The sequence below is a fragment of the Streptomyces longispororuber genome (genome assembly GCF_014656095.1).
GTDB lineage: Bacteria > Actinomycetota > Actinomycetes > Streptomycetales > Streptomycetaceae > Streptomyces > Streptomyces longispororuber.
This window is the reverse complement of the sequence record NZ_BNBT01000003.1, coordinates 46,646-59,754: the sequence shown is the minus strand read 5'-3', so window position 1 is coordinate 59,754 and position 13,109 is coordinate 46,646. Positions and strand designations below refer to the sequence as shown.

The 13,109-nt window shown below is 74.0% G+C and carries 12 protein-coding genes and 1 pseudogene; 3 read left to right on the top strand and 10 right to left on the bottom strand.

Annotated elements, in window-relative coordinates:
• Positions 1-412: 412 nt before the first annotated feature.
• Both IE330_RS01630 and bldG read right to left on the bottom strand, forming a co-directional pair.
• Positions 413-829 (bottom strand): ATP-binding protein, encoded by a 417-nt coding sequence (locus tag IE330_RS01630; protein WP_190133976.1) that lies wholly within the window; start codon positions 827-829, stop codon positions 413-415.
• Between the two features lie 117 nt (positions 830-946).
• A complete protein-coding gene (bldG, locus tag IE330_RS01625) occupies positions 947-1,288 on the bottom strand; it encodes an anti-sigma factor antagonist BldG (protein ID WP_030359667.1) in 342 nt (113 codons plus the stop codon).
• An 81-nt stretch (positions 1,289-1,369) separates the two neighbouring features.
• On the opposite strand from bldG, the gene sftH reads away from it, so the two are divergent.
• Positions 1,370-3,823 carry a DEAD/DEAH box helicase gene (gene sftH / locus IE330_RS01620; protein ID WP_190133975.1) on the top strand — a complete coding sequence of 818 codons (2,454 nt, stop codon included), beginning with the start codon at positions 1,370-1,372 and terminating at the stop codon, positions 3,821-3,823.
• Positions 3,824-3,976: 153 nt separating this feature from the next.
• Here the strand turns inward: sftH and IE330_RS01615 are convergent.
• From IE330_RS01615 to ssd, 7 genes and pseudogenes are all read right to left on the bottom strand, one after another.
• Positions 3,977-4,309, bottom strand: a pseudogene (locus IE330_RS01615) (Rv3654c family TadE-like protein); the annotation flags it as partial.
• A complete protein-coding gene (locus IE330_RS01610) occupies positions 4,306-4,686 on the bottom strand; it encodes a TadE family type IV pilus minor pilin (protein WP_268257253.1) in 381 nt (126 codons plus the stop codon). The pseudogene IE330_RS01615 and the gene IE330_RS01610, both read right to left, overlap by 4 nt.
• A gap of 148 nt (positions 4,687-4,834) precedes the next feature.
• On the bottom strand, positions 4,835-5,182 hold the full coding sequence (locus IE330_RS39590; RefSeq protein WP_268257255.1) for a DUF4244 domain-containing protein: 348 nt from the start codon (positions 5,180-5,182) through the stop codon (positions 4,835-4,837).
• 142 nt (positions 5,183-5,324) lie between these two features.
• Positions 5,325-6,146, bottom strand: coding sequence for a type II secretion system F family protein (locus tag IE330_RS01600; RefSeq protein ID WP_190133972.1), 822 nt, complete (start codon positions 6,144-6,146; stop codon positions 5,325-5,327).
• Positions 6,146-7,078, bottom strand: a complete 933-nt coding sequence (locus IE330_RS01595; protein WP_190133971.1) for a type II secretion system F family protein — start codon at positions 7,076-7,078, stop codon at positions 6,146-6,148. The genes IE330_RS01600 and IE330_RS01595 overlap by 1 nt, the downstream gene beginning before the upstream one ends.
• Positions 7,075-8,244: a TadA family conjugal transfer-associated ATPase gene (locus IE330_RS01590; RefSeq protein WP_190133970.1), complete on the bottom strand. Its 1,170-nt coding sequence runs from the start codon at positions 8,242-8,244 to the stop codon at positions 7,075-7,077. The genes IE330_RS01595 and IE330_RS01590 overlap by 4 nt, the downstream gene beginning before the upstream one ends.
• Complete coding sequence (ssd, locus tag IE330_RS01585; RefSeq protein ID WP_373314537.1) at positions 8,241-9,368, bottom strand: septum site-determining protein Ssd; 1,128 nt, start codon at positions 9,366-9,368, stop codon at positions 8,241-8,243. Before ssd ends, IE330_RS01590 begins: the two co-directional genes overlap by 4 nt.
• Before the next feature lie 523 nt (positions 9,369-9,891).
• Here ssd and IE330_RS01580 point away from each other — a divergent pair.
• Positions 9,892-10,728: an HAD family hydrolase gene (locus IE330_RS01580; RefSeq protein WP_190133968.1), complete on the top strand. Its 837-nt coding sequence runs from the start codon at positions 9,892-9,894 to the stop codon at positions 10,726-10,728.
• A gap of 436 nt (positions 10,729-11,164) precedes the next feature.
• On the opposite strand, the gene IE330_RS01575 is transcribed toward IE330_RS01580, so the two are convergent.
• Positions 11,165-11,980, bottom strand: coding sequence for a Fic family protein (locus IE330_RS01575; RefSeq protein ID WP_190133967.1), 816 nt, complete (start codon positions 11,978-11,980; stop codon positions 11,165-11,167).
• 101 nt (positions 11,981-12,081) lie between these two features.
• On the opposite strand from IE330_RS01575, the gene IE330_RS01570 reads away from it, so the two are divergent.
• Positions 12,082-13,062 carry an ATP-binding protein gene (locus tag IE330_RS01570; protein ID WP_190133966.1) on the top strand — a complete coding sequence of 327 codons (981 nt, stop codon included), beginning with the start codon at positions 12,082-12,084 and terminating at the stop codon, positions 13,060-13,062.
• The last annotated feature ends 47 nt before the right edge of the window (positions 13,063-13,109 follow it).

Here is a 13,109-nt window from a genome sequence, read left to right as displayed (position 1 = left end):
TGGACGGGAGCAGGATGTGGAGCGTGGGGGAAGAGGGCATCCAGCCCGATGGCGACCTTTGGCCCATCGGAGTGGTCGACCGCCCCGGCGTCCGCTCCCATCACGGCGCCTCTCCCGGCAGCGACCGGCAGCGACTCTGCGGGGGGGCACCATCTACTGAGCCGTGGATAGAACGCTCGTTCCACATCGGTGCGGGCTCGGCATGGGTGGGCGCGGAGCCCTATCAACGGGCGCAGCGCAGGTCTGGCGAAGGGCGGGAGACCCGCGAGCCTCGCGGGAGAGGCGAATCCATGACAGCGCACAGCCGTCTGCCCGCGCAGAAGGTTGGAAGGCCTCGCGCCCGCCGGGGCAGGCGGTGCCGCCAAGCCCGCGCAAGGGCTGAGCCCACCTACAGGGGGCGACCCACCAGGGACTAAGAAGTCGTCGGCCAGCTCATGCGGATCAGCCCGCCGCTCTCGCTGGACGAGACCTCCACGTCGTCCACGAGGCCGCTGATCACCGCGAGGCCCATCTCGTCCTCGCCCTCGGCCTCGGGGTCCTCCGGCAGGGGCTGTCCGTCGGCGGCAGTCGGCACGGTCCGCGGTGCCTCGTCGCCGACCTCGATGGAGAACTGTTTCTCCTCCTCGACCAGGGCCACCCGCACAGGCGCGGTGATCCCCGCGGCCTGGTGCAGCCCCACGGCACGGGTGCAGGCCTCGCCGACCGCGAGCCTGACCTCGTCGAGGACGGCCTCGTCCACTCCGGCCCGTCGTGCCACCGCGGCCGCCACCAGTCGGGCGGTCCTGACGTGCTCGGGCAGCGCGCTGAAGCGGAGTTCAACGGTGGCCATGCATCCCCCTCGGACATACACGCGTGCTTTCGGGGGGCCGGGCCGCCGGCCCGGCCCCCCGCCGTACTGCCACTCCGGGACTGAGCCCGGAACCCCGGACCGAGCCGGGGCACCGGCTCAGTCGGTGGCCGCGACCGCTTCCTCGACCGAGGTGTGGATCGGGAACACCTTGGTCAAACCGGTGATACGGAAGATCTTGAGAATGCGCTCCTGGTTGCACACCAGTCGCAGCGAGCCCTCATGGGCCCGCACACGCTTCAGGCCACCGACCAGTACGCCGAGTCCGGTGGAGTCGAGGAAGTCCACTCGCTCCATGTCGACGACCAGGTGGAAACTGCCGTCGTTCACCAACTCGACCAACTGCTCGCGCAGCTTGGGCGCGGTATACACATCGATTTCGCCACCGACCTCGACGACCGTACGATCGCCGACGGTACGGGTCGACAGAGACAGGTCCACGGATCCTCCAGCACCTTGCTATCGAGCGGTCGCCCCTCGGGACACCTCGGCCCACGCCCCCGGGACGGATCGCCAGCCGCGATGGCATTCAATCACTTACGGGCAGGCGTGCACGACGCCTTCGGACCATTGTCCATCCAGCCAGTGACACACTCGATGCCGATGGCCAACTTTTCCCCTACCGGAGGACCCTCGGCGGGCACCCCGGCCCACGTCTCCCCGCGGGCGGTCCTGGACCGGCTGACCACGGGGCCGAGCCGGGCTGCGCGCGTCACTCATACGGAGCACCTGCCCCCGCGTGCCGCCCGCTATGCAGTCTGGCCCGATCGCATCCGCGCCGAGATCGTCGCCGCCGTCCGCAAGGCGGGAATCGAGCACCCCTGGGCCCACCAGGCCCGCGCCGCCGAACACGCGCTTGACGGCGAGTCCGTCGTCGTCGCCACCGGCACCGCCTCCGGCAAGTCCCTGGCCTATCTCACACCCGTGCTCTCCGCCCTGCTCGACGGCTCCGAGGCCCCGAACGGGCGCGGCACCACCGCCCTCTACCTGGCCCCCACCAAGGCCCTCGCCGCCGACCAGCGTCGCGCCGTGCGCGCCCTGGCCGAACCCCTCGGCACCGCCGTCCGACCGGCCGTGTACGACGGCGACACGCCCGTCGAAGAGCGCGAATGGGTACGCCAGTACGCCAACTACGTCCTGACCAACCCCGACATGCTGCACCGGGGCATCCTGCCGTCCCACCCCCGCTGGTCCTCCTTCCTGCGCGCCCTGCGCTACGTCGTCATCGACGAGTGCCACACCTACCGCGGCGTCTTCGGCTCCCACGTCGCGCAAGTCCTGCGGCGTCTGCGCCGCTTGTGCGCCCGCTACGGCTCCGACCCGGTCTTCCTCCTCGCCTCCGCGACGGCCGCCGACCCCGCCATGGCCGCGCAGCGCCTGACCGGCCTGCCCGTCACCGAGGTCGCCGACGACGCCTCACCCCGGGGCGAGGTCGTCTTCGCCCTCTGGGAGCCGCCGCTCACCGAGCTGCACGGCGAGAAGGGCGCGCCGGTCCGCCGCACCGCCACCGCCGAGACGGCCGAGCTGCTCACCGACCTCACCGTGCAGGGTGTCCGGTCCGTCGCCTTCGTCCGCTCCCGGCGCGGCGCCGAGCTGATCTCCGTCATCGCCCAGGAACGCCTCGCCGAAGTCGACCGCTCCCTGGCGCGCCGCGTCGCCGCCTACCGGGGCGGCTACCTCCCCGAGGAGCGCCGCGCCCTGGAACAGGCCCTGCACTCCGGCGAACTCCTCGGGCTCGCCGCCACCACCGCCCTCGAACTCGGCGTGGACGTCTCCGGCCTGGACGCCGTCCTCATCGCGGGCTATCCAGGGACCCGTGCCTCGCTGTGGCAGCAGGCGGGCCGCGCCGGGCGCTCCGGCCAGGGCGCGCTCGCCGTGCTCGTCGCCCGTGACGATCCGCTGGACACCTATCTCGTCCACCACCCAGAGGCGCTGTTCCAGCAGCCCGTCGAGTCCACGGTCCTCGACCCCGACAACCCGTACGTCCTCGCGCCCCACCTGTGCGCGGCCGCCGCGGAACTTCCGCTCACCGAGGACGACTTCGCTCTCTTCGGCCCGGCCGCCGAGGAACTGCTGCCGCAGTTGGAGGCCGCGAAGCTGTTGCGCCGCCGCACGAAGGCCTGGCACTGGACCCGCCGCGAGCGCGCCGCCGACCTCACGGACATCCGCGGCGAGGGCGGCCGCCCCGTCCAGGTGGTCGAGGAGGGCACGGGCCGGCTGCTCGGCACCGTCGACGCCTCGGCCGCGCACACGACCGTCCACGAGGGCGCGGTCCACCTCCACCAGGGCCGTACGTATCTCGTGCGGCGCCTGGACCTGGAGGACTCCGTGGCGCTCGTCGAAGAGGCCGTCCCGCCCTACTCGACGACCGCCCGCGACACCACCGCGATCTCCATCCTCGACACCGACACCGAGATCCCCTGGGGCCCCGGCCGCCTCTGCTACGGCTCCGTCGAGGTCACCAACCAGGTCGTCTCCTTCCTGCGCCGCAAGCTGATCACCGGCGAGGTGCTCGGCGAGACCAAACTGGACCTGCCGCCGCGCACCCTGCGCACCCGCGCGGTGTGGTGGACGGTCACCGAGGACCAGCTCGACGCGGCCCGCGTCAACCCGGAGATCCTCGGCGGCGCGCTGCACGCCGCCGAGCACGCCTCCATCGGCATGCTGCCGCTGTTCGCCACGTGTGACCGCTGGGACATCGGCGGCGTCTCCGTACCGCTGCACCCCGACACGCTGCTGCCCACGGTGTTCGTCTACGACGGCCACCCCGGAGGCGCCGGATTCGCCGAGCGCGCCTTCCACACCGCCCGCGAGTGGCTCACCGCCACCCGCGAGGCCATCGCCGCCTGCGAGTGCGAGGCCGGGTGCCCTTCCTGCATCCAGTCCCCCAAGTGCGGCAACGGCAACGACCCCCTGCACAAGCGCGGCGCGGTCCGGCTCCTCACCACGCTCCTGCGGGACGCCCCCTCCGAATGACGCCAGGGGCCCCTCACTTCCCTCACGTCCCCGACGTGCCATGGGCTGACCGGATCTCACCGACCGCGTAACTCTTGCCCGTCCCTGGCGTCCCACCTGCCGCACAGAACCCGTCACCGCCGTACGCCCCACCGCGCTCGCAGGCCCCGCCCGTGACCTCACCTCCGTCGCGAACGGCCCGAACTCCGCCACAGCCGTGACGTCCGACACCTGGCCCTCGACCTCACACCGCACGACCCGTGTGTTCTGGGCCCGAGCCACCCGTTCCGCCCGGGCGCAGGCGCCCTTGGGGCCTTGCGTCCAGTGGTCCGCGGCGGCCAGCGCCGCCAGGTCTGCCGCGCCGCCCGCCCGGTGCCGGGCCACCATCACCTGCCCCATCGCCAGAACGGCCCCGGTGACCACACCGAGCACGGTCATGACGACCACGACCCACACCGTGGCGGCGCCCCGGTCCCCGCCCGGCCCACCCGGCCCGTCCCTGGTCATGAGTCCACCCCTGGCACATCCGGGCCGGCTGCCGCGTCGCCCTGCCGCCCCGCCCCTACCGTGTCCTCCGCCAACGCCACGGCCTCCGCCCGCAGCCGCACGCCCAGTCCGAGCACCCGCGGCCCCGGAGCAGGCGCCACCACCTCGACGCGCACCAGGTCTCCGTCCCTGCGCACCGCGACACGCGTACCGGGTGGCGCCGCCTGGCGCGCCGCCGCCACGGCCGTGCCCGGTGGGTCCTGGCGGGCCATCGCCCGCGCCCCGGCCCGAGCCGCGTCCACGCACTGGATCTGCGCGGACGCGGCCATCAGGATCCACAGGAGGGCCATCGTGAACAGCACCAGGGTCGGCAGGACCACCGCCGCCTCCGCCGTCACGAACCCGGCGTCACGCCACCTGCCCGGACCGGCCCGGCCTCGGTAGGCGTCGCGCCGCCTCCCCGGGTCGGTCCGGCCGCGGCCGACGGCGCCCCCGTCGGCCGCACCTCCTTCACCGGTGCACTCGACACCGCTCGCCGCGCCCCCGTCAGAACCGCACATGGAGCGCCCTCTCCACCAGTGCCTGGAGCCCCGCCCGGACCGGCCCGCTCGTCACCACCTTGTAGAGCAGCCCGGCGAACCCCACTGCCGCGAGCAGCCCCATGGCGTACTCCGACGTCGCCATACCGGCATCCCCGGCGCCACGGCGCAGCCGCCGGACCCGCGGCACCACCCAGGCGAACCGTCGCCTCCGCCTCCGGACACCTACGCCCCCTGACGCGTGTGCCAGTTCCGCTCCAGGCCCCAGTGCCGGTGCCGATGCTGGTGCCGGTACCCGGTCCAGTGCCGATTCCCGTCCGTGCTTCTGTGCCGGTCCGTGTCCGTGGTTCCACATGACAACTCCCATGACGTGCTCCTCCTTTGCTGCCAGCCGCCTCCCTGTCCTGGCGGCCGTACGAGATGTCGTTCAGTCGGGTCCGGGGTGGCTGTTCGGCACGGCGCGGCCGGGCCGTTCGCCTGGGCGCCCCGGCGGCGCCTCAGCGGGTGGCCAGCAGTGCTCCGGCCAACCCCGTGATCACCGGCACCACTCCGAGCGCGATGAAGGCGGGCAGGAAGCACAACCCCACCGGCGCCGTCATCAGGACGGCCGCGTGCCGGGCCCGGGCGGTGGCCTCGCGTGCTCTCGCCGCCCGGCAGTCGGCGGCGAGCCGTGCCACGGGGCCGGCCGCGGGAGCCCCGGACTCACCGGCCCGTTCGAGGAGGCGGGCCAGCGCCGCGGCACCTGGCAGGGCGCCTAGCTGCCGCCAGGCCTCCGCGGGCTCGCCGCCCAGGCGCACCTGGGCGGCGCCCCAGGCGAGCCGTTCGCCGATCGGCCCTCGCAAGGTCTCCCCCACCGCCTGGGCCGCCACCACGGGCCCGGCACCGGCGGCCACGCAGGCCACGACCAGGTCGGCCGCCAGCGGCAGTTGCCGCGCGGCCTCCGCCTCGTCGAACTCCGCCACCGGCCCGCCGCCCCGCCGTATCCGCGCCACGGCGCATCCCACGCCCACGCCGACCACGAGCCCGGGCACCCCGCCGATCAGCGCCCAGCCGGCTCCGACCGCCCCGACGACGGCGAGGCCTCTGCGGACCGCCTCCCGGCGACCGGACGGCGCACCGCGTCCCTGCCCGAGCCGGTCCGGCCCGCGCAGCCGCTCCCGCAGCCGCCCCGGTCTGCTCTCGGTGCCCAGAACCGCCGCCACCCGGCGGCCCGCGGTCCGCTCACGCCGTGCCGTCGCCGCCATGAGCACCAGCCACAGCACGGCCGCCGCCGACCACGCGGCCACCCCCAGCCTGTGGACAACCTCCGCCTCGCCCATCACGCCTCCGCCCTTCGCACGATCCGCAGCGCCCACCAGGCGCCCAGGCCCTCCAGAGCCCCGCCCACGAGCAGGCACCCGAACCCCGCCGCCGTGTGCAGCAGCACCCACAGCGGCCGTGCGCCCAGCGCCGCGCCCATCAGCAGGCCCAGCGCGGGGAGCCCGGCGAGCAGCACCGCCGTGGCCCGGGCGCCGGCCAACTGGGCCCGCAGATCGGCCCGCTGGTCCCGCTCCGCCCGCAGGGCGCCCTCAAGGCGTTCGAGCCCGGTCGCGAGCCCGGCGCCCCGGTCGACGGCCACCCGCCAGCACGCCGCGAGCCCCAGGAGCCCTTCCGCGCCCGGCTCCCGGGCCGCCTCCCGCAGGGCCCCCGGCACATCCCCGCCGAACCGCGCCGCCGCCAGCACACCGGCCCACGCCTCACCAAGACCTCTTCCAGCGACCTCCGCGGGCCCCGTGGCTCTGCCCGCACCCACCGCGCCCGCCGCATGCGCCGACTGGTCCAGAGCCTCCGTAGCCGCCCGCAGGGCCCCTCCGGGCTGGCTCCCGGCGCGCACCTCACCCGCGAGCGCCCCGCACACGGCGATCACCGCGTCCGCCCGCCGCTCGCGCTCCCGACGCGCGTCCCGGGCCCTGCGCACCCGGCCTGCCAGGGGTACGCCCACCGCCCCCGCGACGAGCGGCAGCACCGAACCGCCCAGGACGGACACCGCCGCAGCCGCCACCAGCACCCACACCTCGTGTCCGGCCCGGGGGCCGAGCCGCCCTCGGGCCCGGACGACCGCCTGGCGCCATGCGGGCTCCGGTGGTGCCGTGCCGTCGATGGCGAGCGCCGACCTCGCCCGCTTCACGGCCCTGCCCCGGGCGCGACCGCCCAGGAGCCACACCGAGCCGCCCGCGCACAGAGCGGCGCCCCACACCGCCACCGCGCTCATGTGCCCTCACCCCGGCTTCCGAGCAGGGTGCTCAGCCGGCGCCAGCCGCTCTGCCGGACGAACCCGTGCTCACCCCACCGCAGCGCGGGCACCGTCGCCACCAGGCCGGACGCGTCCCGCTCCAGGACGTGTACCTCGGCGACACGGCGGCGCCCGGAGCGGTCCCGTACGAGATGAATCACCACCGAGAGCGCGGCCGCCACCTGGCTGTGCAGGGCCGCGCGGTCGAGGCCCGCGGCCGTGCCCAGGGCCTCCAGGCGGGCCGGTACGTCCGCCGCGGCGTTCGCATGCACTGTGCCGCAGCCGCCCTCGTGCCCGGTGTTCAGCGCGGCGAGCAGGTGAACCACCTCCGCGCCCCGCACCTCGCCCACGACGAGCCGGTCCGGCCGCATCCGCAGGGCCTGGCGCACCAGGTCGTCGAGGCCGACGAAGCCCACGCCCTCCTGGTTCGCCGGCCGGGTCTCCAGGCGCACCACGTGCGGATGCTCGGGGCGCAGCTCCGCGGAGTCCTCGGCCAGCACGATCCGCTCCCCCGGCCCGACCAGGCCGAGCAGCGTGCTCAGGAGGGTCGTCTTGCCGCTGCCGGTGCCGCCACTGATCACGTACGACAGGCGGGCGTCGAGCAGCGCCCGCAGGAACGGCTCGCCGCCGGGCGGCACCGTGCCCGCCTCGGTCAGCTCCGCGAGGGTGAAGGCCCGTGGCCGTACGACGCGCAGCGACAGGCACGCCGAGCCGACGGCGACCGGGGGCAGGACCGCGTGCAGCCGGGTGCCGTCGGGCAGGCGGGCGTCCACCCAGGGACGGGCGTCGTCCAGGCGCCGTCCCGCGACGGCCGCGAGGCGCTGGGCGAGCCGCCGCACCGCCGCCGCGTCCCCGAAGGACACGTCCGTCAGCTCCAGGCCGCCGCCCCGGTCCACCCAGACGCGGTCGGGCGCGGACACCAGGACGTCGGTCACCGACGGGTCGGTGAGCAGGGGCTCCAGCGGGCCCGCGCCCACGAGCTCGGAGCGCAGTTGCTCGGCCGCGCCGAGGACCTCGGCGTCCCCGAGGACCCGCGCCTGCGCCCGCAGGGCTTCGGCAACCCTTGCCGGAGTCGGCTCCGTGCCGCTCGCGGCGAGCCACTCTCGTACGCCGTCGAGCATGCGGGCGCCCACGACCGCGCTCATACGCGCCCTCCCGTGGCGTCCGCGGGAAGCTGCTGCCAGAAGGCGGAGCAGAACCGGGCGAGCGGCCCGCGCGCCAGTCCTCCCGGCGGCCGCCCGCCGTCCTGGGCCGCCACCAGGCCGTGCTCCCACGGCAGCTCACCGACGAGGGGCAGTTCCAGGAGGCGCGCGACCTCGTCCGCGTCGAGGCCGTCCGCGTCGAGACCGCCACGTCCCCGCCCGGCGGCGGCCACGACCCGCAGGTCCCGCAGCACCATGCCCATCGCGGACGCGACGCGCCGCGCCCCGGCCACGGCGCGCAGCTCGCGCGGCACCACCAGCAGGCCCAGGTCGAGCTGGGCCAGCGCTTCGCCCACCGTCTCGTCCACGCGGCGGGGCAGGTCCACGACGACCACACCGCCACGCCTGCGGGCCGCGGCGAGGACCGCGCGCATGGCGGGCGGGGCCACGGCCACGGTGTCCCCGCGGTCCCAGCTCAGCACCCGCAGGTCGTGCAGCTCGGGCAGGGACTCCTCCAGGGCGCTGCCGCCGACCCGGCCGCGCGACTGGGCGAAGGCGGGCCAGCGCAGACCGTCCGCCGCCTCCCCGCCGAGCAGGACGTCGAGCCCGCCGCCCAGCGGGTCGGCGTCGACGAGCATGGTGCGCCGCCGCTCACGCGCGGCCGTGACCGCGAGGGCGCACGCCAGTGTGGAGGCCCCGGCACCGCCGCGGCCGCCGATCACGCCGATGGTGACGGCGGGCCGTCCCACGCCCTCGGTGACGTCGGCGATGCGGTCGACCAGCCACTGCTCGCCGTCCGGCAGGAGGAGCACCTGCTCCGCGCCGATCTCCACCGCCCGCCGCCAGACGTCTGAATCGTCCTGATCCCGCCCAACCAGCACGACTCCGCGCCGCCGTGCGGCCCCGCGCACCCGGTCCGCCGCGTCGTCCCCGACCAGGACGAGCGGTGCCGCCTCCCAGCCGCCTCCGCGCTCCGGCACCCCGTGGTGCACCTCCGGCCGTGCGCCCGCCGCGGCGCACAGCCGCAGCAGGTCATCCAGCAGGTCCGCGTCCTCGGTGACGATCAGCGGTGCCCCCGGCCGCCCGTCGGACGGCGGCGACACGTCCCCCGCAATGACTCCGGTCACGATCTCCAGCCCCCTCTCGCTGCGAGTCCTCCGAATACGCCCCGTGCGCATCCGGATCCGCGCCCGTGAAGCCCGGTCAATGGAATCCGGCCATGAACTGCACGAGCGGAATCAGCGTGCGGCGAACCGGGAAATCGTGTGGATCTTGGTCAATAACTGTGGAGAAGGCGGTAGCTGTGAATATCTCCGTCACCCATACCGGTGAGGACCCGAACGACTTCCGCAGCGCAGCGCTACACCTACACAGAGTGACCAACCGTGGGCATGGCTCATCGGCGCCGCGACGGCGCACAACGGCGCCCGGCGATCACCGGAGATCGAAAAGAGGGGAGAAAAACCCACCCGGACATGCGACGACCCCCGCCGGGGGGGAGAGCGGGGGTCGTCCCCACGGTCCGACTCGGGGGGGGAGGAGCCAGACCGGGTTAGCACGGTCGCGAACGATCCGTGACTTCCATGGTGTACCCGAGAGCCTTCTCAGGCAAACCCACGCGCCTCAGCTTACGCCGAATGGTGGGCGCCTATGCTCTGGCTCGTGGAAAACCACTCCTTGCCTCGCACAGCCGCCTTCTTTGACCTGGACAAGACGGTCATTGCGAAGTCGAGCACCCTCACGTTCAGCAAGTCGTTCTACCAAGGCGGCCTGATCAACCGCCGGGCGGTACTGCGCACCGCGTACGCCCAGTTCGTGTTCCTCGCCGGCGGCGCCGACCACGACCAGATGGAGCGGATGCGCGCCTACCTGTCCGCCCTGTGCCGCGGGTGGAACGTCCAGCAGGTCAAGGAGATCGTCGCCGAGACCCTGCACGACCTAATCGACCCGATCATCTACGACGAGGCGGCCTCACTCATCGAGCAGCACCACACCGCAGGCCGGGACGTGGTCATCGTCTCCACCTCGGGCGCGGAGGTCGTCGAGCCGATCGGCGAGCTGCTCGGCGCGGACCGGGTCGTGGCCACCCGGATGGTCGTCGGCCCCGACGGCTGCTTCACCGGGGAGGTGGAGTACTACGCGTACGGGCCGACGAAGGCGGAGGCGGTCAAGGAGCTGGCCGAGTCCGAGGGCTACGACCTGGAGCGCTGCTACGCCTACAGCGACTCGTTCACCGACATGCCGATGCTGGAGGCCGTGGGCCACCCCCACGCCGTCAACCCGGACCGGGCACTGCGCCGGGAGGCACTGGCACGCGAGTGGCCGATCCTGGACTTCCACCGTCCCGTACGGCTCAAGCAGCGGCTGCCCGCACCACCCCGCCCGGCGCTCGTCGCGGCGGCGGCCGTGGTGGTGGCCGCGGCCACCGCGGGCCTCGTCTGGCTCGCGAGCCGGCGCCGCGCCGCAGCGGCGGCGGCGGCCAGTTGATCCCGAGCGCCCAGTGCCCTGGTGGCGCCCCCGCCACCACACACCTCCGGCCGCGACCGGAAAGCCGCGCCCGATTCACCCTTTTTTGAACCTAAAAGTAAAGAAGTGCGGTCAGGGGTTTCGCTCGCCGGGCGACAGGAGTACAAAGGAGTCAACGGCCCGCGAGACCAAGGACATCCGAGAGGATTACCTTCAACCGCACGAACTGGCCCCACGGACCGAGCATGCACGCCGAGCACCCACGCGACGTCGACCCGTCGATTACGGGCCAGCCGCACCAGGTGACGGGCAAAGTTCCCGACCTGATGGGCATACATCGAGGACGCTTGGTAACTCGGCGGACATGCCAGCGGCGGTACGCATCGCTCGTACCGCCGCACTTCTGCGCCCTACCGCCGCACTTCCGTGCCGTACCGCCGCAGCGCCGGGACCGCCCCTAGGCCGCGCCCCGCTGCAACGCCTCGCACACCGCCGTCGACTCCCTGACGCCCAGCTCAACAGCCCTGCCGCAGTGCGCGATCCAGGCGGCCATGCCCTCCGGCGTGCCGGAGGCGTAGTCGGAGAGGGCGGCCACGTAGGCCGCGCGCCCCAGTTCGGCGTGGCCCGCCTCGGCCGGGCAGACCGACTTCGGGTCGAGCCCGCTGCCCACCAGGACGACGCGCTCGGCCGCGCGCGCCACCAGGCCGTTGTGCGAGCCGAACGGCCGCAGCACGGCCAGCTCGCCGTGCACGACGGCCGCGAGGACCAGAGCGGGCGCCGAGCTGCCCGTGAGGACCAGCCGGGACAGCCCGTCCAGGCGCCCCGCCACCTCCTCGGCGTCCGGCAGGTCCAGCTCCACCAGCGGCTCGTCCACCGGCTCGCCCGCCAGGCGCGGGCGCCCCGCCGCCTCGTCGGAGTCCGCCGCGGCGACCAGGTGCAGCCGCGCCAGGACCCGCAGCGGCGACTGCCGCCAGACGGACAGCAACTGTCCTGCCTCGGCCGTCAGCCGCAGGGCTGCGCCCATGACGCGCGCCTCGTCGTCGGTGCCGAAGTCGCTGCGCCGCCGCACCTCCTCGAGCGCCCACTCGGCGCCGGACAGCGCGGCCGACCCGCGGGCGCCACGGAGGGCGGCCTCCGCGGTGATCGCGTTGCTGCGGCGGCGCATGATCCGGTGCCCGTAGACGCGGTCCACGGCCTTGCGCACGGAGTCCACGGCTTCCGGGACGCCGGGCAGCGAGGCCAGGGCGACCAGCGGATCGGGTGTCGTACTCATGAGTACGACCCTACGCACTCGACGCCACCGCCCCACGAAGGAGTGGTCTTCTTCACTCAAGGGCCAGTCCGCCACGGGGGCCGCCACTACGCTAGACGACTATGAAAATCGCTTTCGTGGGGAAGGGTGGCAGCGGCAAGACCACGCTGTCCTCGCTCTTCATCCGACACCTCGTCGCCACCGGCGCGCCCGTCCTCGCCGTGGACGCCGACATCAACCAGCACCTCGGTCCCGCGCTCGGCCTCGACGACGAGCAGGCCGCGGAGCTGCCCGCGATGGGCGCGCGGCTGCCGCTGATCAAGGACCACCTGCGGGGCGCCAACCCGCGGATCGCCTCCGCCGAGACGATGATCAAGACGACGCCACCGGGCGAGGGCTCCCGCCTGCTGCGGATCCGCGAGGACAACCCGGTGTACGAAGCCTGTGCCCGGCCGGTGGAACTCGACGGCGGCGCCGTGCGTTTGATGGTCACCGGGCCGTTCACCGAAGCCGACCTCGGTGTCGCCTGCTACCACTCCAAGACCGGAGCGGTGGAGCTGTGCCTGAACCACCTGGTCGACGGCCGTGACGAGTACGCCGTCGTCGACATGACCGCGGGCTCGGACTCCTTCGCCTCCGGGATGTTCACCCGCTTCGACATGACGTTCCTCGTCGCCGAGCCGACCCGGAAGGGGGTCTCCGTCTACCGCCAGTACCGCGACTACGCACGGGACTTCGGGGTCTGCCTGAAGGTCGTGGGCAACAAAGTGCAGGGCCAGGACGACATCGACTTCCTGCGCGAGCAGGTGGGCGACGACCTCCTGGTCACCGTCGGGCACTCGGACTGGGTGCGCTCCATGGAGAAGGGCCGTCCGCCCCGGTTCTCCCTCCTGGAGGACGCCAACCGCCGTGCCCTGAAAGCCCTTCAGGACGCCGTCGACGCCACGTACGAGCACCGCGACTGGGAGCGGTACACGCGCCAGATGGTGCACTTCCACCTGAAGAACGCACAGAGCTGGGGCGACGCCAGGACCGGGGTCGACCTCTCCTCCCAGGTCGACCCCGACTTCGTCCTGCGCGAGGAAGCGGTCGCCACGGCCTGACGCATCGGCGCCGCCCCAGCCGGGACGGGCTGACAGCCGCCTCCGGC